General features: G+C 64.8%; 19 protein-coding genes. 10 read left to right on the forward strand and 9 right to left on the reverse strand.

All coding sequences use genetic code 11. The features are described from left to right. Positions 1-89 precede the first annotated feature (89 nt). Positions 90-2,333 (reverse strand): penicillin-binding protein 1A, encoded by a 2,244-nt coding sequence (locus AAFG13_RS28160; RefSeq protein WP_212312083.1) that lies wholly within the window; start codon positions 2,331-2,333, stop codon positions 90-92. A 139-nt stretch (positions 2,334-2,472) separates the two neighbouring features. On the opposite strand from AAFG13_RS28160, the gene AAFG13_RS28165 reads away from it, so the two are divergent. Further along, positions 2,473-2,898: a DUF1330 domain-containing protein gene (locus tag AAFG13_RS28165; RefSeq protein WP_212312075.1), complete on the forward strand. Its 426-nt coding sequence runs from the start codon at positions 2,473-2,475 to the stop codon at positions 2,896-2,898. A 206-nt stretch (positions 2,899-3,104) separates the two neighbouring features. On the opposite strand, the gene AAFG13_RS28170 is transcribed toward AAFG13_RS28165, so the two are convergent. The 3 genes from AAFG13_RS28170 to AAFG13_RS28180 all read right to left on the reverse strand — a co-directional run bounded on the left by AAFG13_RS28170 (position 3,105) and on the right by AAFG13_RS28180 (position 6,425). Further along, positions 3,105-4,331 (reverse strand): ABC transporter substrate-binding protein, encoded by a 1,227-nt coding sequence (locus tag AAFG13_RS28170; protein WP_176534786.1) that lies wholly within the window; start codon positions 4,329-4,331, stop codon positions 3,105-3,107. 382 nt (positions 4,332-4,713) lie between these two features. After that, entirely contained in the window at positions 4,714-5,934 is a 1,221-nt protein-coding gene (locus AAFG13_RS28175) for an ABC transporter substrate-binding protein (protein WP_092120343.1), read from the reverse strand. Between the two features lie 128 nt (positions 5,935-6,062). After that, complete coding sequence (locus AAFG13_RS28180; RefSeq protein WP_092120340.1) at positions 6,063-6,425, reverse strand: DUF1304 domain-containing protein; 363 nt, start codon at positions 6,423-6,425, stop codon at positions 6,063-6,065. Between the two features lie 207 nt (positions 6,426-6,632). On the opposite strand from AAFG13_RS28180, the gene AAFG13_RS28185 reads away from it, so the two are divergent. Together AAFG13_RS28185 and AAFG13_RS28190 are read left to right on the forward strand one after the other, a co-directional pair. Continuing rightward, positions 6,633-7,157 (forward strand): methylated-DNA--[protein]-cysteine S-methyltransferase, encoded by a 525-nt coding sequence (locus tag AAFG13_RS28185; RefSeq protein ID WP_342708848.1) that lies wholly within the window; start codon positions 6,633-6,635, stop codon positions 7,155-7,157. 154 nt (positions 7,158-7,311) lie between these two features. Then, the gene (locus AAFG13_RS28190; protein WP_342708849.1) at positions 7,312-7,638 is read left to right on the forward strand and encodes a hypothetical protein; all 327 of its coding nucleotides are present in this window, start codon (positions 7,312-7,314) and stop codon (positions 7,636-7,638) included. Between the two features lie 279 nt (positions 7,639-7,917). Here the strand turns inward: AAFG13_RS28190 and AAFG13_RS28195 are convergent, their stop codons facing one another. The 3 genes from AAFG13_RS28195 to AAFG13_RS28205 all read right to left on the reverse strand — a co-directional run bounded on the left by AAFG13_RS28195 (position 7,918) and on the right by AAFG13_RS28205 (position 10,640). Then, the gene (locus tag AAFG13_RS28195; RefSeq protein WP_283815126.1) at positions 7,918-8,304 is read right to left on the reverse strand and encodes a response regulator; all 387 of its coding nucleotides are present in this window, start codon (positions 8,302-8,304) and stop codon (positions 7,918-7,920) included. Positions 8,305-8,394: 90 nt separating this feature from the next. Next, complete coding sequence (locus tag AAFG13_RS28200; protein ID WP_342708850.1) at positions 8,395-9,069, reverse strand: response regulator; 675 nt, start codon at positions 9,067-9,069, stop codon at positions 8,395-8,397. Further along, on the reverse strand, positions 9,063-10,640 hold the full coding sequence (locus AAFG13_RS28205; RefSeq protein ID WP_342713409.1) for a PAS domain S-box protein: 1,578 nt from the start codon (positions 10,638-10,640) through the stop codon (positions 9,063-9,065). Before AAFG13_RS28205 ends, AAFG13_RS28200 begins: the two co-directional genes overlap by 7 nt. Before the next feature lie 575 nt (positions 10,641-11,215). On the opposite strand from AAFG13_RS28205, the gene AAFG13_RS28210 reads away from it, so the two are divergent. Further along, complete coding sequence (locus AAFG13_RS28210) at positions 11,216-11,482, forward strand: hypothetical protein (protein ID WP_212312063.1); 267 nt, start codon at positions 11,216-11,218, stop codon at positions 11,480-11,482. Between the two features lie 219 nt (positions 11,483-11,701). Here the strand turns inward: AAFG13_RS28210 and AAFG13_RS28215 are convergent, their stop codons facing one another. Beyond that, positions 11,702-14,494: a [protein-PII] uridylyltransferase gene (locus AAFG13_RS28215; protein ID WP_212312061.1), complete on the reverse strand. Its 2,793-nt coding sequence runs from the start codon at positions 14,492-14,494 to the stop codon at positions 11,702-11,704. Between the two features lie 198 nt (positions 14,495-14,692). Between AAFG13_RS28215 and AAFG13_RS28220 the strand changes: the two genes are divergently transcribed. The 5 genes from AAFG13_RS28220 (at position 14,693) to AAFG13_RS28240 (ending at position 19,040) form a co-directional block, all read left to right on the forward strand. Next, positions 14,693-15,667: an aliphatic sulfonate ABC transporter substrate-binding protein gene (locus AAFG13_RS28220; protein ID WP_342708851.1), complete on the forward strand. Its 975-nt coding sequence runs from the start codon at positions 14,693-14,695 to the stop codon at positions 15,665-15,667. Positions 15,668-15,867: 200 nt separating this feature from the next. Then, on the forward strand, positions 15,868-16,704 hold the full coding sequence (locus AAFG13_RS28225) for an ABC transporter permease (RefSeq protein ID WP_342713410.1): 837 nt from the start codon (positions 15,868-15,870) through the stop codon (positions 16,702-16,704). After that, positions 16,704-17,489, forward strand: a complete 786-nt coding sequence (locus AAFG13_RS28230; RefSeq protein ID WP_342708852.1) for an ABC transporter ATP-binding protein — start codon at positions 16,704-16,706, stop codon at positions 17,487-17,489. Before AAFG13_RS28225 ends, AAFG13_RS28230 begins: the two co-directional genes overlap by 1 nt. Positions 17,490-17,546: 57 nt before the next feature. Next, positions 17,547-18,056 (forward strand): OsmC family protein, encoded by a 510-nt coding sequence (locus AAFG13_RS28235; protein WP_342708853.1) that lies wholly within the window; start codon positions 17,547-17,549, stop codon positions 18,054-18,056. Between the two features lie 183 nt (positions 18,057-18,239). Beyond that, a complete protein-coding gene (locus AAFG13_RS28240) occupies positions 18,240-19,040 on the forward strand; it encodes a hypothetical protein (RefSeq protein WP_212312053.1) in 801 nt (266 codons plus the stop codon). Positions 19,041-19,150: 110 nt separating this feature from the next. Here AAFG13_RS28240 and mutS read toward each other — a convergent pair whose 3' ends face one another. Then, positions 19,151-21,880: a DNA mismatch repair protein MutS gene (gene mutS / locus AAFG13_RS28245; RefSeq protein WP_342708854.1), complete on the reverse strand. Its 2,730-nt coding sequence runs from the start codon at positions 21,878-21,880 to the stop codon at positions 19,151-19,153. Positions 21,881-22,094: 214 nt separating this feature from the next. Here mutS and pcaF point away from each other — a divergent pair, with 214 nt between their 5' ends. Next, complete coding sequence (gene pcaF, locus AAFG13_RS28250; RefSeq protein WP_342708855.1) at positions 22,095-23,303, forward strand: 3-oxoadipyl-CoA thiolase; 1,209 nt, start codon at positions 22,095-22,097, stop codon at positions 23,301-23,303. Positions 23,304-23,338: the final 35 nt, after the last annotated feature.

Consider the following 23,338-nt stretch of genomic DNA (forward strand, 5'->3'; position numbering starts at 1 on the left):
GCGAAATCCGGGGCAGCTTTCACCAATGGCGCGACCGATCCCGGATTTCGCTTCGCTTCATCCGGGCTACGTAGTCAGGGACTAGAGGCCTACCGAAACAACCGATCCGCCAACCATCCATCCAGCCCCGCCGCCGCCTCCGGCCGCGCGTTCGGGTTGGGTGGCGCCGAGGCGCGGGCCGGCGTCGGCGGTGGCTGGCGATAATAGCCGCCGCCGGACGGAACCGGCGCGGGCGACGGCGCCTGCATCGGCGGTTGAATCTGCATCGGTGCCGCCGGTGCTGAAGGCGCTGATATCTGCGACGAGATCTGCATCAGGTTCGCCGGCGCCCAACTGCCCTGCGAGTTCGGGATCGCCGCGACCGGCACGCCCTGATGCGCGGCCTTCATGAAGCGGGTCCACACTTCGACCGGCAGTCCGCCACCGGTTGCCTTCTTGGTCGGCGAATTGTCGTCATTGCCGAGCCAGACGCCGGTGACGAGCTTGGCGGTGTAGCCGATGAACCAGGCGTCGCGATAATCCTGGCTGGTGCCGGTCTTGCCGGCAGCGGTCCAACCGGGGATTTCGGCCTTGCGCGCGGTGCCCGAGATCAACGTCTCGCGCATCATGCTGTTCATCATCGCGTCATAGCGCGGTTCGATCACCTGGTTAGGCGGCTCCGTCGGGCGATCATAGAGCAGCTTGCCGGAGCTGGTGCGGATCTTGGTCACCACATGCGGCGACACTGCGTAGCCGCCATTGGCGAACGGCGCATAGGCGCCGACCAGCTCGATCACGGACACTTCCGACGTGCCGAGCGCGATCGAGACGTTGGGCTCGAGCTTGGAGGAGATGCCGAGCCGGTGCGCGGTGCGCACCACATTCTTGGCGCCGACCTCGACGCCGAGCCGCACCGCCACCGTGTTCAGCGACATCGCCAGCGCCTGGGTCAAGGTCACCGAGCCGAAATATTCGTGGGTGTAGTTCTCCGGCTTCCAGCCCTTGATGTCGAGCGGTGCATCGGTGCGGATCGTGTCCGGCGTCAGCCCAGATTCGACTGCGGTGAGATAGACGAACGGCTTGAACGACGAGCCCGGCTGCCGCTTCGCGGTGACGGCGCGATTGTACTGGCTCTCGGCATAGTTCCGGCCGCCGACCATGGCGCGCACCGCGCCGTCGGGCGTCATCGCCACCAGCGCGCCCTGGCTGACATTGAATTTCACGCTCTTGGCGGCGAGCTCGTCGATGACGGCGGCTTCGGCGACGTTCTGCAGCTTCGGATCGATCGTAGTCTGCACCACGATGTCCTGGTCGATCTGGCCGACCAGATCGTCGAGCACTTCACCGATCCAGTCGGCGACATAGTTCACGGTGCCGGCGCCGGCCGGCTTCACCGCAATCGAGGGCTGGCCGATCGAGGCCTTTGCCTGCGCTTCGGTGATGAACTTGGCGTCGGCCATCGCCGCGAGCACGACCTGCGCGCGCTGCTCGGCGCCCTCGGGGTTGCGGTTTGGCGCCAGCCGCGACGGCGACTTGACGAGGCCCGCGAGCATCGCAGCTTCCGGCAAGGTCACGTTCTTCGCCGACTTGCCGAAATAGCGTTGCGCCGCGGCCTCGACGCCGTAGGCGCCGGAGCCGAAATAGACGCGGTTGAGGTAGAGCTCGAGGATCTCGTTCTTGGAATGCTTGCGTTCCAGCCACAGCGCGAGCTCGGCCTCCTGCAGTTTGCGCTGCATGGTGCGTTCCTGGGTCAGGAACAGGTTCTTGGCGAGCTGCTGGGTCAAGGTCGAACCGCCCTGCGATACACCCCGATGCAGCACGTTGGTGACGGCTGCGCGCAAAATGCCGAGCGGGTCGACGCCGAAATGCGAATAGAAGCGGCGGTCTTCAATGGCGATGAACGCCTTCGGCAGATAGGGCGGCAGGTCCTTCAACGCGATGTTGGCACCGGCCATTTCGCCGCGTTGCGCCAGCACGCTGCCGTCGATGCCGACGATCTGGATCGTCGGCGGACGCTTGGGAATTTCCAGGGACTGGATCGGCGGCAGATGCGCGCCGACCCACACCACGACACCGATCACAGCAATGCCCGCCCACAGGCCGAGCACCGCGGTCCAATAGAACAGGCGGCCGATGCCGAAACCGCGCGACTTGCTGCGCCGCTTGCTGCCGCTGCGCGACGGGCGCGGTTTCTCGCTACCGGAATCGCTACTTTTGGGTTTGGATTTGGCGGGCGTATCGTCGCCACCGCCGGGAACGCGATCGGAGGGCGACAGTCGGAGGTCGGCAAGCGCGGCCGGAAGCCCGAACAGCGGCTCCTTGCGCGCACCGCCTTTTTTACGTCCCCACGCCATCCGCAACGCTCACACCCTGACAGGGGCGCACGCTAGCGTTCCCGGTTTAAGGGGCGGTTACGCAAAGCTTAACGGGGGATTAGGAGGTGAGGCGGCGCGTGTTAGATAGAGATGGAACAAGGGAAAAAAGGAGCACCGCATGGGCCATATCGATCCGACCAAGGACGTCTTCGCGCAATTCCGGGACAACAACCGGCCGGGCCCGATCCACATGCTCAATCTGGTGCGTTTACGCGAATGGGCTGCCTATCCCGACGGCCGCAAGGCGACCGGCGCGGAGGCCTATGCCGCCTATGGCCGCGAGAGCGGGCCGGTGTTCGAACGCCTCGGCGGCCGCATCGTCTGGCAGGGCCGCTTCGAGCTGATGCTGATCGGTCCGCAAGAGGAGCGCTGGGATCACTGCTTCATCGCCGAGTATCCGAGCGTCGCCGCCTTCGTCGAAATGATCCGCGATCCCGTCTATCGCGAGGCGGTGAAGCATCGCCAGGCCGGTGTCGAGGATTCGCGGCTGATCCGCCACGCCGTGCTGCCGGTCGGGAAGAATTTTGGTGAGATCCCGGAGTGAGCGCACGAAGCGAGATTTCTATCCCGTCATGCTGAGGTGCGAGCGGAGCGAGCCTCGAAGCATGCACGGCCCGGCTGGTGGCCGTCGACCCTTCGAGACGCCGCTTCGCGGCTCCTCAGGGTGACGGGGATAGATGGTGTGGAAGGCCCAAAAACAAAATCGGCGGCCTGCAGGCCGCCGATTGCATCTCAACTCTGTGCGAACGACTAGCCCGCCGGGCCGGCGTCCTCGAGGATCGGGCCGAACAGCTCCCAGCGCTCGCCGTTGAACTTCATCATTTGCAGCTGCTTGTTGACGCGATAGTCGTTCGGCGTGGTGTTGCCCTTGATGCCGGGCAGCGCCATGTCGAGGTCGACGTTCTTCAGGTTGGTGGCCTGCTTCAGCACGTTCTCGCGCGTCAGCTCGTCGCCGCACTGCTTCAGCACATGCACCATCAGCTGGGCCGTGGAGTAGCCGTAGGTATTGAAGTTCGAGTTCTTGTCACCGTCGGGATAGTACTTGGCCATGAAGTCGAAATAGCGCTTCATGCCCGGATCGTCCTTCCACTGCGGATCGGCGGGATCCTTGCCGTAGTTGGTCGAGATCAGGCCCTTGGAGGCTTCCAGGCCCGCCGGCTGCAGCACGGCGCCGACCGAGGTGGCGTTGATGTCGACGATGTGGACCGGATGCCAGCCGAGCTCGGCGATCTTCTTGATCGCCTGCGCGGCCTGCTTCGGCGTCGAGGCCGAGAAGAACAGGTCGGCGCCGGCGTCCTTGATCTTGATCACCTGGGAATCGATGGTCGGGTCGGAGACCTCATAGGAGGCTTCGGCCACGATCATCTTGGCGGCCTTGTCGCCGAGTCCGGCCTTGATGCCGTTCAGGTAATCCTTGCCGAGGTCGTCGTTCTGATAGAGCACGCCGATCTTGGCGTTCGGATGCTCCTTCAGGATGTACTGGCCGTAGATGCGGCCTTCGACGAAGTAGTTCGGATTGAAGCCGAGCGTCCACGGGAAGTTCTTCGGATCGGTGAACTTCGAGGCGCCGGTAGCCGCGAACAGCTGCGGCACCTTCTTGGCGTTGAGATATTTCTGCACGGCGGCGTTTGACGGTGTGCCGACGATCTGGAAGGTCAAGAGCACCTCGTCGCTCTCGACGAGCTTGCGCACCTGCTCGACAGCCTTCGGCGGCGAATAGGCGTCGTCATACTGGATCAAATTGATCTTGCGGCCGTTGATGCCGCCCTGATCGTTGATCATCTTGAAATAGGCCGCCTGTGTCTTGCCGATCGAGGCATAGGCGGAAGCCGGTCCGGAGAAGGGGACGGTCTGGCCGATCTTGATCTCGGTGTCGCTCGCGCCGGGATCGTACTTCTTTTGCGCGGAGGCCGACGTTGCAGACAGCGCGATCGCGAGCGCCGTTCCCGTGACCAGGTGGAAAATCCCATTCCTCATAATGCTGTTTCCCTCACGTGACTGATGGTTGGCCGATGATCTTGTCCGCGGGCTCAAGGTCCCGCGGTCGCCATCGCTGGGCCGGGATACTGGAGGAACCGTTGCTGCGATGCAAGACGACGGATGCCGAAAAGCCGAGCAATTTCAGTCAACGAAAGTAGGGGGCGGCGCAAAAAGAAACGGCGCAGCGGGGATGCCGCGGGGCTGCTCCGTACACCTCGCCCCGCTTGCGGGGGGAGGTCGCATCGCATCGAAGATGCGATGCGGGTGAGGGGGAGTCTCCGCGAGTGTCTCTATCGCCGAATGCGCGGTGAGAGCCCCTCACCCCAACCCTCTCCCCGCAAGGGCGGGGCGAGGGAGTGGATCGCGTCTTAGGCGCGACCTAGCCCGCCGGTCCGGTGTCCTCGATGATCGGGCCGAACAGCTCCCAGCGTTCGCCGTTGAACTTCATCATCTGCATCTGCTTGTTGATGCGATAGTCGTTCGGTCCGGTCGTGATCGACATGCCCGGCAGCGCGAGGCTCGGCACGAACTTCTTCAGGCTGGTCACCTGCTTCATCAGGTTCTCGCGGGTGAGGTCGTCGCCGCACTGCTTGAGCACCTGGATCAGGAGCTCGGCCGTCGAATAGCCGTAGGTGTTGACGGTGTTGAGCTTGTCGCCCTCCGGGTAATACTTGTCCATGAAGGCGAAATAGGCCTTCACGCCGGGATCGTCCTTCCACTGCGGATCGGCGGGGTCCTTTCCGTAATTGGTCGAGATGATGCCCTTGGAGATGTCGAGGCCGGCCGGCTTCAGCGTCGCCGACACCGGGCTCGCATTGATGTCGAGGATGTGCACCGGGTGCCAGTCGAGGTCCGCGACCTTGCGGATCGCTTGAGCTGCGAATTTCGGCGTCGACGCGTTATAGAGCAGGTCGACGCCGGCGGCCTTCAGCTTGACGATCTGGGAATCGACGGTCGGGTCGGTCAGCTCGTAGGACACCTCGGCGACGATCATGCTCGCGGCCTTGTCACCGAGCCCGCTCTTCAGGCCGGTGATGTAGTCGCGGCCGAGATCGTCGTTCTGGTAGAAGATGCCGATCTTGGCGTTGGGGTGATTGGCCAGAATGTATTTGGCGTAGATGCGTCCCTCGGACTGGTAGTTCGGGTTGAAGGCGATCGTCCACGGCGCGTTCTGCGGATCGGAGAAGCGCGACGCGCCGGTCGAGGCCAGCAGCTGCGGCACCTTCCTGGCATTCAGATATTTCTGCACGGCGGCATTTGAGGGTGTGCCGATGATCTGGAAGGTGAACAGCACCTCGTCGCCCTCGACCAGCTTGCGCACCTGCTCGACCGCTTTCGGCGGCGAATAGGCGTCGTCATACTGGATCAGGTTCAGCTTGCGGCCGTTGATGCCGCCCTGATCGTTGATCATCTTGAGGTAGGCCGCCTGGGTCTTGCCGATGCCGGCATAGGCGGATGCGGGGCCCGAGAACGGCACGGTCTGTCCGATCTTGATCTCGGTGTCGGTCGCGCCGACGTCGTATTTCTTCTGCGCGGTGGCCGATGTAACCGACAACGCGATGGCAAGCGCTGTCGCAGCGAGCAATTGCACGCTCCTCATGTCCGTGACCTCCCATGTTGCCGGTGATCTTGTCCGCAAGCATTGGCCGGCGGATGTCACCGTTGAACGGGATGATGGAGGAACGGTGAGGGCATTGCAAGACGATGCCCCCTGCGCGCGATGTCGCGTCAGGCCAGCCAGAGCAGGATCAGTGCGAGCGCCGCGGGTGCCGCCTGCACATAAAGGATGCGCCGGCTCACGGTGGCGGCGCCATAGGCGCCGGCGACGATCACGCAGAGCAGGAAGAATGTCTTGATCTGGAAGGCGAAGGCGGCATTGCCGTGCACCAGGCCCCAGATCAGCCCGGCGGCGAGGAAGCCGTTATAGAGCCCCTGATTGGCGGCAAGCACCGCCGAATCGGTCGCCTTCTCGATCGAGTTGCGGAAGGTCTTCAGCCCGAGCGGCTTGGTCCACAGGAACATCTCGAGCACAAGGAAATAGACGTGCAGCGCGGCCACCACCGCGACCAGGACATTGGCAAGCAAAAGCATATTGCGGTCCCCCCCCAGAGCTTCGGTTCTGATTGAATCAGAACCGAAGCTCAAGATTCTTGTTTTGACGCGTTTTCTTCACGCGAACCGGTGTCCACTTCGCCCGAAAACGCTCTAACCGGAATTCGGGTGGACGCTAGCACGCGCACGGTGAATTGTATGCCGAGCGACCCGTTTCCAAAGCGATGACCTTCCAGAGCGACTGATATGGCCGACCGCAAGACCGCACAGACCTTCAACCTCGATCGCCTCAAGACGCCGATCGGCACCGCGCTGCTGGTGACCGACGACGACGGCGTGCTGCGCGCGCTCGACTGGGACGACTATGAAGAGCGCATGCTCGACCTGCTGCGGCTGCACTATGGCGCCGTGACGCTGTGGGACGGCCGCGCGCCGGCTGCGATGCGCAAGGCGCTCGGCGATTACTTCCAGGGCGATCTCGATCGGCTCGCCGATGTCGAATGGCGCGTCGCGGGCACGCCGTTCCAGCAGAAGGTCTGGCACGCGTTGCCGAAGATTGCGCCGGGCACCACCATGAGCTACGGCGCGCTGGCGGCGAAACTGAAAGTGCCGAACGCGATGCGCGCGGTCGGCCACGCCAACGGCTCCAACCCGATCAGCGTCGTCGTGCCCTGTCACCGCCTGATCGGCGCCAACGGCTCGCTGGTCAAATATGGCGGCGGACTGGAGCGCAAGCGCTGGCTGCTGCGGCACGAAGGCGTGGAGATATAGCGGCCGAACCCGGCCGTAACGAGACGATCAATCGATATCCTCGCGCGGCATGTTTCGCAGATTGCGCACGATGTAGAGGAATACAATGAGCGAAGGCACCCACGCGAGGATCGCTCCTACCAGCATCGCATCGACCGTCGTCATCGGAGCTCCCTTGAGCGTTGTTCGCGCATTTTCGAACGAAGTGGCCGCCGGCTCGCGTGAAGAAAACGCGTCAAACAAAAATCTGGCCTTCGCCGTCAGCTCAGCTTTTTCGATGGGCCGCCGGTTCTCGGAGGGGATAGAGCCACTTCCAATAGACCTTGTTGCGCTCCAACTGCCGCTTGTAGATCTCGCGGCACTTCGTCGAGCAGAACTGCTCGAAGTACCAGCTATGCCGGATCAGTCCGAAGGGCCGCCGGCATCCTGGATTGCCGCAACGGCCTGTCATGAAGCTGCCTCCGCATTCGCCCGCCAAAGCCAGCGAATGAAGTTCTCCTGACCCTTGTGAAGACAGAGCCGTCCGCAGTAGCGTTCACCCGCCGGATTTCGCAAGCAGATGATCTTGGCATCTTCACTGTCACACTGGGCGCAGCGCGGTTCCGTACGCATTGGCGACTTCCCTCCGAGGAATTGCCATTTGCCAATCAAGAATGTCTGATGCTGTCGTTGCCATCGGTCTTCTTGAGGGACGGCGCTGCGAAATCTCGCGCTGCCACCGTCGATGTGCAACTTGTCCAGATGTTTCTCGGCATCATCCTTGCGTATACTCGATTTGAACTCACGCGCTCGTCGCTGTGCCGCGCTGTGCCAGAGCTGCATCGAGGCATTTGACCAGCGTGTCTCCGTCAAACGGCTTGATCAGAAAGCAGATCGCTCCCGCCTGCATGGCTCGGGCCCGATCGGCTTCGACGGAGAAGGCCGTGATGAAAATGAACGGAAGGCGCCGGCCGTCGGCAATCAGGCGCGCCTGCAGGTCGAGCCCGCTCATGGCCGGCATCCTGACATCGGCTATCACGCAGGATGTGTCGTTCAGTTGCGGCGAATGCAGGAATTCTTCGGCCGACGCGTAGGTCTGGACCGCGTAGCCAAGCGACCTGACCAGATTGTCGGTCGCGGTGCGGACCGACATGTCATCGTCGACGATCGATATCACCGGGTTGGACAAGAAGGCTTTTCCTGGAACGGCCAGAGGGGCCTCTGGTGTCTGCGATCACGGAGCCACAGTGCGTCGTCGGCCGCGGCCGGAGAATCATACTTAGGTTTGTGCGCCGCCAGATGCCTGCTTGAACCCGAGGATCTGCGCCATCCTGACCAGATCCGGCAACGACTTCGCCGCCATTTTCCGCATAATGTGCCCGCGGTGTATCTTGACTGTGATCTCGGCTACGCCGATTTCGGCGGCGACCTGCTTGTTCATGAGCCCCGCGGTGACGAGGCTCATGATCTGGCGCTCACGAGGGGTCAGGGTCGCGAAGGCTGCGCGCAGGTTTGCGAGCGCCTTGGCCTCATTGCGGCGAGTTCTGTCGCGTTCGATCGCAGTCGTGACGGCATCCAGCATGTCCTGATCGCGGAACGGCTTGGTCAGGAAGTCGACGGCTCCGGCCTTCATGGCTCTGACCGTCATCGGGATATCGCCATGGCCGGTCATGAAGATGATCGGAATATGAATGTCGGCTTTGGCCAATTCCGCCTGGAAGTCGAGGCCGCTCAGCCGGGGCAGCCTGATGTCCAGGATCAGGCAGCTTGGGACATCGGGGAGCTTGTGCTGCAGAAATTCATGGGCCGACCCGAACGCCGCGGTCCGCAGGCCGACCGACCGGAAAAGATTGCTCAACGCGTCGCGCACCGACACATCGTCGTCGACGACGAAGACGGTCGGATCCTCGGCGTTCGCGAGGGCGGGAGGCGATGCCGCGCGTCCAATCACCATGCATGATCCTCCTGACGCAGCGGCAGGGTGAACTGGAACGTCGTGCCGGGGCCGATATTTCTGGACATTGACAGGCGCCCTCGGTGGGCTTCGACGATCGAGCGGCAGATCGACAGCCCCATTCCCATGCCGCTGGCCTTGGTGGTGTAGAAGGCGTCAAACAGCCGTTCGGCATGCTCTGTCGCAACCCCGACGCCACAGTCGGTGACCGTGACCAGGATCTGCCCGGTATCGTCATGGCGGGTCCGGATCACGAGTTCCCGTGGCCTGTCCGTGACCGGCTGCATTGCCTCGATGCCATTGACGACAAGGTTGAGGATGACTTGCTGCAGCTGGACGCGGTCGGCAACGACAGGCGGGAGCGCGGGAGCGAGGTCGAGCTGCAGGGATACAAGGTGGTTCTGCAGTTCATGCTGCACCAGGCCGATCACCTCGTTGATGGCTTCATTGATGTCGAGCGGCGCCATCTGACCGGTCGTCTTGTTCACCAGTGCGCGGACGCGCTGGATGACTTCGCCTGCCCGGTTGCCGTCGCTGATGATCGACCTGACCGCCCCGCGCGCTTCATTCAGATCGGGAGCCGCCCGGTTGAGCCAGCGCAGGCATGCCGCGGCGTTGGCGACCACGGCGGCGAGCGGCTGGTTCACTTCATGGGCGATCGATGCGGCGAGCTCGCCGAGTGCCGTCACGCGCGTGACGTGCGCGAGGTTGGTCTGCGCTTCGTGCAACTCCGCCTCGGCTCGCTTGCGGGCGGTCACGTCGGTGACCGCTCCGATGAATTCGGTGTCGCCCGAGGGGGTGGTCACCGCATGCGCCCTGGCGTGAACATATTTGATCGCGCCGTCCGGCATCAGCAATCGGTAGCCGTGCTCGAAGTCCCTGCCGTTGAGCGAGACGCTGTCGACGGTCCGTTGCACGCGGGCGCGATCATCCGGATGGATGCGTTGAAGGACCGTGGCATGCTTGATGGAAGGAGCCCTGTCGAATCCGAAGATCCTGAACGTCTCTTCCGACCAGATCACCTCACCGCTGGCGACGTGCCAGCCAAAGCTGCCGGTGTGGCTCAATCGCTGGGCTTCGCTCAGGTACATTTCGCTCTGCTGCAGCGCGTTTTCGGCCTGTTTGCGCTCGGTGATATCCTCGCATGCGATCAGCACGATCAATCGGTCGTCCTGCCGCCGCACGGCCTTGGCATTTTCGCGAACCCAAAGTCTTGAGCCGTCCTTGCGGATCTTCCGGATTTCCCAATTGTGGGTTTGGCCGATGTTCTCGAGGCACGCCGCGACGTTGCGCTGTACCATCTCTCGGTCTTCGGCGGCAAAGACCCGCAGCACGGATTGTCCAAGCAATTCGTCGACGGTGTAGCCGAGTTGTGCCGCGCCGAACGTGTTGACCGACAGCACGAGACCCGTGGCGTCGACCATGAAGTACATGACCGGATTGTGCTCGAACACCTCCTTCCATTGCGCTTCGCTGTTGCGCAGGGCCTCTATTGCGCGCTCTTCGCCGCTGGCCCGGCCGCGCAACATGGCTTCCATCTGCCTGTGGGTGCGCCCCACCACCCCCATCATCAGCAACGCGGCGGCAAGCGAGGCGATCAGCAGCGCCAGCGCGATCAGATGGGCGGAAGCTGCCGGCTGCGGACCAAGCAGCAGCCCAATGCAGGTTGCGGCCAAAGCCAGCACCATGCCGCCGAGCAGCCATTGCTCGGCCGACCAGGATTTCGTGGTCGGGATGCGCATCATCGGCAGCACCAGCACTTGGCTATCCAGCACTTGGCCGTCCAGCACTCGGCCGTCATGGGCCGCGCTGCGTCGCTAGGTGACCGCTACCATCAGCGGCGACAACGTCGCCCTCCTCACAAACTCCATACTAGCAGCTTTCTCGACGTTCGAACGGGATCGTGGGGGCGATTTTGGCGATCCGCTCGCGTGGCGTGAGATCGCGCGGAAAGCGCAATCGCCGGACGAACTCAGGCCCAGGTTGCGGCTAAACCAAAGTATGTCGTCCCCATCCGAATGTAACGGCCGGATCAACCTCCGTTCAATGGCCGGTTTCCTGCCGGTGGCTACGCTTATTGGGTAACTCGATGACAGTAGAGGCCTTTCGGGGTTCAGCAATCGCCAATCAGAGACGGGAGATTGAAATGCCCAACACGCGCCTGCATCTGATCCTTTGCTCCGACGACGTCGCGCGCGAGACGACGTCTCAGAGCCGTAACCGCAGCTTCCAGCCCTCCGTGATCGACGGCGGCAAGCAAGCAGCGACCGTGCAGGCCGACAATTCCTGGATCGATCTGCTCGACGTCTTCGATTTGAGCGTTGTGCTCTGCCAGGCGAGCTACCTGGCCTTGCTGGGGGCAAGCCTCGCGGCGCTGCAGCCGCAATTGAACGTGCCGGATCCAGGATCGTAGCCCGCTCTGGATCCAAGTCCGGCAGGCTGCCGGGACCGACGCGCTGGCTGCTCACGCCTGGGTCGCGCAAAACGGGTCCGACAACAGCCTCCGTGAGAGCCCGGAATCCACTCCCCGTCTAGCCCCGGCCCTGATGGATTCCGGGCTCAGTTCCTTCCGTCGTCATTCCTCGATGCGCAATTTAGCATCGGGGAATGACGAGTGGAGCGAGGCGACGCGTCACGCCGCCGGCTTCGCCGCCTGATCCTCGCTCGACAACAGATGCAGCAGGGCGCTCTTGATCGCGGCCTGCCGGGTCGGCGCGGTGATCTGGGCGCCGAGCAGGTCGGTGACATAGAACACGTCGCGGGCGCGTTCGCCGAAGGTCGCGACATGCGCCGAGGCGATGTTGAGGTTGAGCTTCGAGATCGCTGTGGTCAGCTGGTAGAGCAGGCCGGGGCGGTCGAGGCCGGAGACCTCGATCACGGTGTAGCGGTCGGACCACTGGTTGTTGATGGTCACTTCGGGCTCGACGATGAACGGCCGCGCCTTGCTGCGCACCGCGCGCTTCGCCACCGCCTCGGGCAGCCTGAGCTTGCCTTCCAGCACCTGCTCGATCATCTCGCCGATCCGCGTCGCGCGGCGGCCCTCGTCATCGTCGCGATCGTACTCGCGCGAGATCGAGATGGTGTCGAGCGCGCGGCCGTCGGTCGTGGTGTAGATCTGCGCGTCGACGATGTTGGCGCCGGCCGAGGCGCAGGCGCCCGCGATGATCGACAGCAGCCAGGGATGGTCGGTCGCCAGAATCGTGAGCTCGGTGACGGCGCGGACCTCGTCGAAGCCGACATTGATCGCGAGCTTGTGGCCGGCCTGCTCGCTGGCGCGGATGAAGCGCGCCTGGCGGATCTTGCGTTGCAGCTCGACCTTGAGCCAGTACGCCGGGTAGTGTCGGCCGATATAGGCGTTGAGCTCGACCTCCGGCCATTCGGTGAAGGCGCGGCGGAATTCGGCCTGCGCCACCGCGATGCGCTGGGCGCGGTTGACCTCGGAGAAGCCGCCGGTCAGCACCGGCTCGGTCTCGTAATACAGCGTGCGCAACAGCTGCGCCTTCCAGCCGTTCCAGACGCCCGGGCCGACGCCGCGGATGTCGGCGGTGGTCAGGATCGTGAGCAGCTTCATCTGCTCGACCGACTGCACCACGGCGGCGAAATTCTCGATGGTCTTGCGGTCCGACAAATCGCGCGATTGCGCCACCGTCGACATCGTCAGATGTTCCTCGATCAGCCACGCCACCAGCTCGGTGTCGGCGGCCGAGAAGCCGAGCCGCGGGCATAGCCGCCGCGCCACCTTGGCGCCAGCGATCGAATGATCTTCCGGGCGGCCCTTGGCGATGTCGTGCAGCAGGGTCGCGATATAGATCACCGGGCGGTGCTCGGGGCGAATCTTGCGGAACAGGTCGCTGGCGACCGTGAACTCCTCATTGCCGCCGCGCTCGATGTCCTGCAGGAAGCCGATGCAGCGGAGCAGATGCTCGTCCACCGTATAGTGGTGGTACATATTGAACTGCATCATCGAGACGATCTTGCCGAAGGCGCGGATGAAATGGCCGAGCACGCCGGTCTCGTTCATCCGCCGCAGCACGGTCTCCGCATCGTTCGAGGTCAGGATCTCCATGAACAGGCGGTTGGCTTCCTCGTTGTCGCGGAGCTGGGTGTTGATCAGCTTCAGTGAGCGCGTCACCGTGCGCATCGCATCGGGATGGAAGGCGAGGTTGTTCTGCTGCGCGAGGCGGAAGATCCGGATCAGGTTGACCGGATCGTGCTTGAACACATCGGGCGCGGCGAGGTTGATGCGGTTGTTGTCGACGATGAAGTCGTCGCTGCCGGCCACCCGCCGCCGCTTGGCGCCGGGCCGCAGCCGCGCCACCATCCGGCTCAACACCGGCGCCGGCTTGTTGTGCTCCTCCTCGAGCTTGGCGCACAGGATCGCGGTGAGGTCGCCGACGTCCTTCGCGATCAGGAAGTAGTGCTTCATGAAGCGCTCGACGTCCTGCATGCCGGGATGCGAGGTGTAGCCGAGGCGCACCGCGATCTCGCGCTGCATGTCGAACGACAGCCGCTCCTCGGCGCGTCCGGCGAAGAAGTGCAAATTGCAGCGCACCGACCACAGGAAGTCGGCGCAGCGGCGGAAGGTGCGGTACTCCTGGGCGTCGAACACGCCGCGCTCCAGCAGCTCGTCGGTCTCGCGCACGCGGTAGACGTATTTCGCGATCCAGAACAGCGTATGCAGGTCGCGCAGGCCGCCCTTGCCGTCCTTGACGTTGGGCTCGACCAGATAGCGCGACTGGCCGGCGCGGCGATGCCGCTCCTCGCGCTCGGCAAGCTTGGCGGTGACGAATTCAGCCGCGGTGCCCTGCACCACTTCCTTGTCGAAGCGTTCGACTAGCTCGTCATAGAGCGGCTGGTCACCGGTCAGAAAGCGCGTCTCCAGGATCGCGGTGCGGATCGTCATGTCGCCGCGCGCCTGGCGGATCGATTCATCGACCGAGCGCGTGGCGTGGCCGACCTTCAGCCCCATGTCCCAGAGGCAATAGAGGATGGCTTCGGCGACTTGCTCGCCCCAGGCGGTCTGCTTGTAGGGCAGGATGAACAACAGATCGATGTCGGATTCCGGCGCCATCAGCCCGCGGCCATAGCCGCCGGTCGCGACCACGGCCATGCGCTCGGCGCCCGAGGGGATCGGCGAGTGATACAGATGCCGGGTCGCCGCCGCGTAGAGGATGCGGATGATCTCGTCCTGCACGAAACAGAGTCGTTCCGCGCAGTGCCGGCCGTGGCGGTCCTTCAGCAGCAGCGTCTGCGCCGTGGCGCGCGCCGCGATCAGCTCGGCCTTGAGCAGCTGCGCCATCGCGGCGCGGAACTGGTCCTCGCGCCCGGCATGCTGTTCGGCGAGTGCATTGACCGCCGCGGTGATCCGCTCGGTCTCGAAACGACCATCCGCTTCAGGGCGGACTTCGGCTACGACGCTGTCCATACGTTCATCCGATATCGGACCAAGCTGTTGCTGTCACTGACCAAAGTATATGGACAGCAGCTCCATTCTGTTTCCTGGGCACCCAGAGCAAGTCTGTGCTCGCGCCGCAAAACAAAGGGTAGAGATTTTCTCGTTGACCGCAAGGCTAACTCATTGAATTAAAAGTGTGTTTTTTAATCAACCCAAGGGGATCGACGAATGCAGAATTTTTCCCGGCGCGCGTTTGCGGCGCTGCTCGCGGTCTCGACATTCTTGCCCGGCGCGGCGCTCGCCGCCGACGCGCTGAAGGAGATCCGGATCGACTGGGCGACCTACAATCCGGTGTCGATGGTCCTGAAGCAGAAGGGCCTCTTGGAGAAGGAGTTCGCCAAGGACGGCATCAGCATCGTCTGGGTGCAGTCGGCCGGCTCCAACAAGGCGCTCGAATTCCTCAACGCCGGCTCGATCGATCTCGGATCGACCGCAGGCTCCGCCGCCTTGGTCGCCCGGATCAACGGCAACCCGATCAAGTCGATCTACGTCTATTCGCGCCCCGAATGGACCGCGCTGGTCACCACCAAGGACTCCAAGATCGCGTCGGTCGCCGACCTCAAGGGCAAGCGCGTCGCGGTGACGCGCGGCACCGACCCGCACATCTTCCTGGTCCGCGCGCTGCTCGGCGCTGGTCTCACCGAAAAGGACATCACCCCGGTGCTGCTGCAGCACGCCGACGGCAAGACCGCGCTGATCCGCGGCGACGTCGACGCCTGGGCCGGCCTCGACCCGATGATGGCGCAGGCGGAGGTCGAGGACGGTGCCAAGCTGTTCTACCGCAAGGCCGACGCCAACACCTGGGGCATCCTCAATGTGCGCGAGGAGTTTTTGAAAGCGCATCCGGACATCGTCCGCCGCGTGCTCGCGACCTACGAGGAAGCACGGAAATATTCGCTGGCGAACTATGACGAGCTGAAGAAGACCTTCATCGCCGTCACCAAGCTGCCGGATGCCGTGGTCGACAAGCAGCTCAAGGAGCGTACCGAGCTGACCCACAGCCGGATCGGTAGCCCCCAGCGCGAGTCGATCCTGGCCGCCGGCCTCGCCTTGCAGCAGGCCGGCGTGATCGACGCCAAGACCGACGTGAAGGCCGCGCTTGACAGCCTGATCGACGATCAAGTCCCGCTGCCGACCAACTAACCATTGTCGTCCCGGACAAGCGAAGCGCGATCCGGGACCCATAACCACAGGGCGTTGTTATTGAACAAGGCTGTGGCCCCAGCTTGCTCTCTCACCACGCTCGGTGGTTATGGGTCCCGGCCTTCGCCGGGACGACGTAGGATGGAGTGGCGCGATCCCGACCTTGCAATCCCGCCGGAAGAATAGTTCTTGCTATGGCCATGACCGTTGACCTGCCCGCGCTGGAACAGACGGCCGCGCCGCGTGCGGCGTCGGCGCGATGGTCGCGTTATGCGCGCCCGGTGCTCGGGCTCGCGCTGCCGGTCGTGCTTGCGCTGGGCTGGGAATTGGTCGTCCATCTCGGCTATTCCAACGGCCGCCTGGTGCCGCCGCCGTCGAAGGTGTTCGAGACCATCGTGGCGCTCGCCAGAAGCGGCGAGCTGTCGCGCCATATCCTTGCCACGCTCCGGCGCGTCGGCGCGGGCTTTGCGCTCGGCGTCGTCGCCGGCACCATCATGGGCGCGATCTCCGGCTATTGGGGCCTGGCGCGGCGGCTGCTCGATCCGACCGTACAGGCGTTGCGCGCGATCCCTTCGATCGCCTGGGTGCCGCTGTTCATCCTGTGGCTCGGCATCTTCGAGACCTCGAAGGTCGCGCTCATTGCGGTCGGCGTGTTCTTCCCGATCTATCTCGGCGTGATGGGCGCGATCCTGTCGGTCGATCGCAAGGTGGTCGAGGTCGGCCGCGTGTTCCGGCTGTCCGGCTTTGCGATGATCCGCCGCATCCTGCTGCCGGCGGTGCTGCCGGCCTATGTGGTGTCGCTCCGGGTCGGGCTCGGATTGGGGTGGATGTTCGTGGTCGCGGCCGAATTCATGGGCGCCTCCGAAGGGCTCGGTTATCTCCTGATCGACGGCCAGCAGCTCGGCAAGCCGGCGCAGATCCTCGCCGCGATCGTGATCTTCGCGATCCTCGGCAAGCTGACCGACTGGCTGATCGAGTTCGCAACCGCGCCGCTGCTGCGCTGGCAGGATGCGTTTGGCGCGCGGGGAGGGCAGTGATGCTGGCGCTGAAGGATGTCGGCAAGACCTATCCGAACGGCGTTCACGCGCTGGAGCGCTTCTCGGCCGAGATTTCGCCCGGCGAGATCGTCGCGATCATCGGCGGCTCCGGTTGCGGCAAGTCGACGTTGCTGCGCGCCATCGCCGGCCTCGATCGCGCCAGCACCGGCAGCGTGACGCTCGACAATGCCGTGATCACGTCGCCGCACGCCGAGATCGGCATCATCTTCCAGGAGCCGCGGCTTTTGCCCTGGCTCAGTGTCGCCGACAATATCGGCTTCGGTCTCGCCGATCTTCCGGCTGAGGTGAGGCGCGCGCGGGTCGCGGCGGCGCTGGCTCGTGTCGGCCTCGCTGACAAGGCCGACGCCTGGCCGCAGGAGCTCTCCGGCGGGCAGGCGCAGCGGGTCGCGATCGCCCGCGCGTTGGTGCCGCAGCCGGAAGTGCTGCTGCTCGACGAGCCGTTCTCGGCGCTCGATGCCTTCACGCGGCGTGACCTGCAGGACCATCTGCTCGATCTCTGGGCCGACACGCGGCCGACCCTGATCCTGGTCACCCACGACGTCGACGAGGCCGTGGTGCTGGCCGACCGCGTGCTGGTGATGCGGTCGCGGCCGGGCCGGCTGTTCGAGGAGATCACTATCAATCTGGCGCGGCCGCGCGACCGCAAATCGGAGCTGTTCGACACCTTCAAGCGCCGCGTGCTGACCGCGCTCGACCGCTCGCTGGACCGTTCGGTGCGTGACGTCACGGACAAATCAAGCGCCGGCGAGGCGATGTGGTGGTGACATCGGCGCCATAAGGCCTTACATCGGCATAAAGAAGAATAGCCGGGAGACGAGACCATGGACTCCGCCGAACTCCGCGCAATGCAGGCCCCGATCAAGGAGCGCTACAAGAGCGATCCCTCGGCCGCCGTGATCACCCTGAAAGCCAAGGGCACGATCGACAACGAAAGCCTGTCCTGCAAGGTCGAAACCGGCCGCGCGCTCGCGGTCGCCGGCCTGCACCCCGCCACCGGTGGCTCCGGGCTCGAGCTTTGCTCCGGCGACATGCTGCTGGAAGCGCTGGTCGCCTGCGCCGGTGTCACGCTGAAATCGGTCGCAACTGCCGTCGAGGTGCCGTTGAAGGTCGGCAATGTCTTCGCCGAGGGCGATCTGGATTTCCGCGGCACGCTCGGCGTCGACAAGGAGGCCCCGGTCGGCTTCCGCGAGATCCGCCTGCGCTTCGACGTCGGCACCGACGCGCCGCAGGACAAGCTCGACCTGCTGCTGAAGCTCACCGAGCGCTATTGCGTGGTCTATCAGACCATCAAGAACGGCCCGAAAGTGTCGGTCACGATGCGGCGGGTGTGATGTCTCGCTTACCCTCCCCTGGAGGGGGAGGGTCGCCGCGAATGCAATGAGCGGCGGGGTGGGGTGAAAGTCTCTCCACCCGATCAGCGCCCGTGTTGAGAGATCACCCCACCTCGTTTCGCATTTTGCTTCGCTGCGTGCGAAACGATCCTCCCCCTCCAGGGGAGGATAAGAAAACAAGAAATGTCCCCCGAACTCCACTTCGTCCTGCTCCTCGTGCTGCGCATGGCGGTTGCCGCCGCCTTCGTGGTCAGTGCGTCCATCATCACGGAACGTTCGGGGCCGGTGATCGGCGCGCTGATCGCCACCCTGCCGATCTCGGCCGGGCCGTCCTACACCTTCCTTGCGCTCGACCATGACGCGGCCTTCATCGCCGAAGGCGCGCTGTCGAGCCTGCCGGTCAATGCGGCGACGATCTTCATGGGCCTCACCTACGCCGTGCTGGCGCAGCGCCGCGGCATGTGGATCAGCGCGGGCTCCGCGATCGCGTTGTGGCTGGTGCTCGGCACCATCATCCGTCAGTTCGCGTGGACGCTCGCCGGCGGTTTGATCCTCAATGCGATTGCGTTCGCGATCTGCATTCCGCTGCTGAGGCCCTATCGGCACGTCGCGAAAATGCCGCTGATCGCGCGGCGCTGGTACGACATCCCGCTGCGCGCCGCGCTGGTCGCGAGCCTGGTCGGCACCGTCGTCACCGCATCGACCTGGGTCGGTCCGCGCGTCACCGGCGTGATCGCGCTGTTTCCGATCGTGTTCTCCTCGATGATGCTGATCCTGCATCCGCGGATCGGCGGCCCCGCCACCGCCGCCGTGCTCGCCAACAGCGCCTGGGGCCTGCTCGGCTTCGGTCTCGGCATCGCGGTGCTGCATGTCGCGGTCGCGCAATTCGGCTCGGCGATCGGGCTGAGCTGCGCGCTCGCCACCTGCATCATCTGGAATCTGGTGCTGTGGCAGATCGGACGAAGGAAGAAGGCGCGAGCCTAGCCGTCATTGCGAGGAGCGAAGCGACGAAGCAATCGATCGTTCCGCATCCTCGAAGCGATGGATTGCTTCGCTTCGGTCGCAATGACGGGTGAGACATCCGGGCTACGCAATTACTGCTTTGGCAGTTTCGCCCTCAGCGCATACAGCGCATCCAGCGCCTCGCGCGGTGACATCTCGTCGGGGTGCAGTGCCTTCACCGCCTCGACCAGCAAATCCGCCTCGCTCGGCGGCTTGTCCTCACTGGCGGCGCGGGAGGGCACGGCGAACAGCGGCAGGTCGTCGGCCAGAGCGCGGGCGGTCTGGCCGCGGTCCTGGGCTTCGAGTTTGGCCAGCACCGATTTGGCGCGCGTGATCACCGCGGGCGGCAGGCCGGCGAGCTTGGCGACCTGGATGCCGTAGGAGCGGTCGGCGGAGCCCGGTAGCACTTCGTGCAGGAACACGACGTCGCCCTGCCATTCCTTGACCCGCACCGTGGCGTTGAACATCCGCGGCAGTTTGGCCGAGAGCGCCGTCAACTCGTGATAGTGGGTGGCAAAGAGCGTGCGGCAGCGGTTGCCCTCATGCAGATGCTCGATCGCGGCCCAGGCGATCGACAGGCCGTCGAAGGTCGCCGTTCCCCGGCCGATCTCGTCGAGGATCACCAGCGACCGCTCGCTCGCCTGGTTCAGGATCACGGCGGTCTCGACCATCTCGACCATGAAGGTCGAGCGTCCCCGCGCCAGATCGTCGGCGGCGCCGACGCGCGAGAACAGCCGGTCGACGATGCCGAGCCGTGCGCGGGACGCCGGCACATAAGAGCCGATCTGCGCCAAGAGTGCGATCAGCGCATTCTGGCGCAGGAAGGTCGACTTGCCGGCCATGTTCGGACCGGTGATCAGCCAGAGCTGGCCGGATTTCTGGCCGGGCGCCGGAGAGAGATCGCAGGCATTGGCGATGAACGGCTGGCCGTCGCGCTTCAGCGCCTGCTCGACCACCGGATGCCGGCCGCCCTCGATCGCAAAGCCGAGCGAGCCGTCGACGTCGGGCCGCACGTAATTGTCGTCGATCGCAAGCTTCGCCAGCGAGGTCGCGACGTCGAGCATCGCAAAGGCATGCGCGGCGTTGCGTAGATCGTCGCTGGCGGCAAGCGCCAGCGCGCTCAGCCGCTCGAAGATCTCGAGCTCGAGATTGAGCGCGCGCTCACCGGCATTGGCGATCTTGGCCTCGATCTCGCCGAGCTCGGCGGTGGTGAAGCGGACCTGTCCGGCCAACGTCTGGCGGTGGATGAAGGTCTCGTTCAGCGGCGGCGCGAACAGCTTGTCGCCGTGCTGCGCGGTGACCTCGACGAAATAGCCGAGCACGTTGTTGTGCCGGATCTTCAGCGTCTTGATGCCGGTGTCCTCGGCATATCGCGCCTGCATCGCGGCGACGACGAGGCGCGAGGCATCGCGCAGATTCCGGCTCTCGTCGAGCGCGGCCTCATAGCCCTCGCGGACGAAGCCGCCGTCGCGCTTGATCAGCGGCAATTGCTCTGACAGTGCCCGCGTGAATTCCCGCGCGAGGTCGCGCGAGGGGCGCTGCAGCGCCGCCATCACGGTCGACACCTCGGCCGGCGGATTGGCAAGCTGCGCCAATAGCTCCAGCGCCTGGTCGGCGGCGAGGATGCCGTCGCGCAGGCTGGCGAGATCGCGCGGACCGCCGCGGCCGACCGAGAGCCGCGCCAGCGCGCGCGACATGTCGGGCGCTGCGCGCAGCACGGTCCTGATGTCCTCGCGCGCGGCCGAGTCCGCAACGAAAGCCGAGACCGCATCGAGCCGCCGCGCGATCACGGCAACATCGGTGAGCGGCGCGGCAAGGCGCTGCGCCAGCAGCCGTGAGCCCGCCGCTGTCACGGTGCAGTCGATCGCATCGAGCAGCGAGCCGCGGCGTTCGCCGGCCAGCGTGCGGGTCAGTTCGAGGTTGGCGCGGGTCGCCGGGTCGATCGCCATCGTGGTGCCGGCAGCCTCGCGCGCCGGCGGCGACAGCGGTGGACGCTTGCCGACCTGGGTGCGGTCGATATACGTGACGGCCGCGGCAGCGGCGGTCGCTTCCAGCCGCGACATCGCGGACAGGCCGTCCATGGTCGCGACCGCGAAATAATCGCACAGCCGCCGCTCGGCGGTAGCGCTGTCGAACACGTCGCGGGTCAGCGGCGTCACCGAGGGTAGCTCGCGCAAGGTCGGCGCCAGCTCGTTGTCGCTGTACAGCGCATCGGTGACGATGGCCTCGTTCGGATTGATGCGCGCCAGCGTCGCCGCAAGCTCTGATGTCGCGCACTCCGTCACCATGAATTCGGAGGTCGAGATGTCGATCCAGGCAAGGCCAAGACGATCCGCGCCGGCCGAGCCGCGGGCGCGCGCGATCGCGATCAGGTAATTGTTGGTGCGGGCGTCGAGCAGCGTGTCTTCGGTCAGCGTGCCCGGCGTCACCAGCCGCACCACGCCGCGGCGGACCACGCTCTTGTTGCCGCGGGCCTTTGCCTCCGCGGGATTTTCCGTCTGCTCGCACACCGCGACGCGATGGCCGGCGCCGATCAGGCGGTGCAAATAGTCCTCGGAGCGTTCGACCGGAACGCCGCACATCGGGATGTCCATGCCCTGATGCTTGCCGCGCTTGGTCAGCACGATGCCGAGCGTCTTGGAGGCGATCTCGGCGTCCTCGAAGAACAACTCGTAGAAATCGCCCATCCGGTAGAACAGCAGCAGGCCGGGGTGGGCCGCCTTGATCTCCAGATACTGTTCCATCATCGGCGTAACGCGCGACGGCGCCTCGACGGCGGGAGTTGGCTCAGGCGGAACGGGGATGGGCTGCTGAATGGTCATGAGGGCCGGGAAGCTACAAAATTTCGCCGCGCGGTCCTATCCAAGAGGAGGGGGTTTTCCACCCTGTCCACGACCCGAGATATGACAGGGCATCACGGTAATGCGTGGAGGGCCCGCAGCCGCGTCAATTGACCTGCCGCGGGCACGCTCCTAAAACTCACCTCAAGTTCCAGCCTATCCAGCGCCTAAGTCGCGGCATTCAGGGAGAGATTCAATGCGTGATGTCTATATTTGCGATGCCGTCCGGACTCCGATCGGCCGTTTCGGCGGTTCGCTCGCCAAGGTGCGCGCCGACGATCTCGCGGCGGCCCCGATCAAGGCGCTGATGGCCAAGCACCCGACCCTCGACTGGAATCAGGTCGACGAGGTGTATTTCGGCTGCGCTAACCAGGCTGGCGAAGACAACCGCAACGTCGCGCGCATGGCGCTTCTGCTCGCCGGCATGCCGGAATCGGTTCCCGGCCAGACCCTGAATCGGCTCTGCGCCTCCGGTCTCGACGCGGTCGGTGCCGCGGGCCGTGCCATCCGCGCCGGCGAGATCGATTTCGCGATCGCAGGCGGCGTCGAATCGATGACGCGTGCGCCGTTCGTGATGGGCAAGGCCGCGGAAGCCTTCTCGCGCTCGTCCGAGATCTACGACACCACGATCGGCTGGCGCTTCATCAATCCGCTGATGAAGGCGCAGTATGGCGTCGATGCGATGCCGGAGACCGGCGAGAACGTCGCCGAGGAATTCCAGGTCTCGCGCGCCGATCAGGATGCGATGGCGATCCGCTCGCAGCAGCGCGCCGGTGCGGCGATCGCGTCGGGCTATTTCGCCGAGGAGATCGTGCCGATCCAGGTGCCCGGCGGCAAGGCCGGTCCGATCACCGTCGACAAGGACGAGCATCCGCGTCCGGAGACCACGCCCGAAGCTCTCGCCAAGCTGAAGCCGATCGTGCGCAATCCGGGCACGGTGACCGCGGGCAATGCGTCCGGCGTCAATGACGGCGCCGCCGCGATGATCCTCGCCTCTGAGCTAGCTGTGAAGAAGCACGGCCTGACCCCGCGCGCAAAAATCCTCGGCCTTGCCTCGGCCGCGGTGCCGCCGCGCATCATGGGCATCGGCCCGGTGCCGGCGACCAGGAAGCTGGTCGAGCGTCTCGGCATCAAGGTGTCGGACTTCGATCTGATCGAGCTCAACGAGGCCTTTGCCTCGCAGGGCATCGCCTGCCTGCGCCAGCTCGGCGTCAAGGAGGATGCCGATTTCGTCAATCCGCATGGCGGCGCGATCGCGCTCGGCCATCCGCTCGGCATGAGCGGCGCGCGGCTGGTGCTGACCGCCGTGCACGGCATGGAGAAGCGGGGCGGGAAGCTTGCCTTGGCAACTATGTGCGTCGGGGTCGGCCAGGGCGTCGCGGTCGCCATCGAAAAGCTGAACTAATCCAATGGCTTGGAAGGGCTGAAAACAGCCCTTCC

It is taken from the genome of Bradyrhizobium sp. B124 (assembly GCF_038967635.1).
Taxonomy (GTDB): domain Bacteria; phylum Pseudomonadota; class Alphaproteobacteria; order Rhizobiales; family Xanthobacteraceae; genus Bradyrhizobium.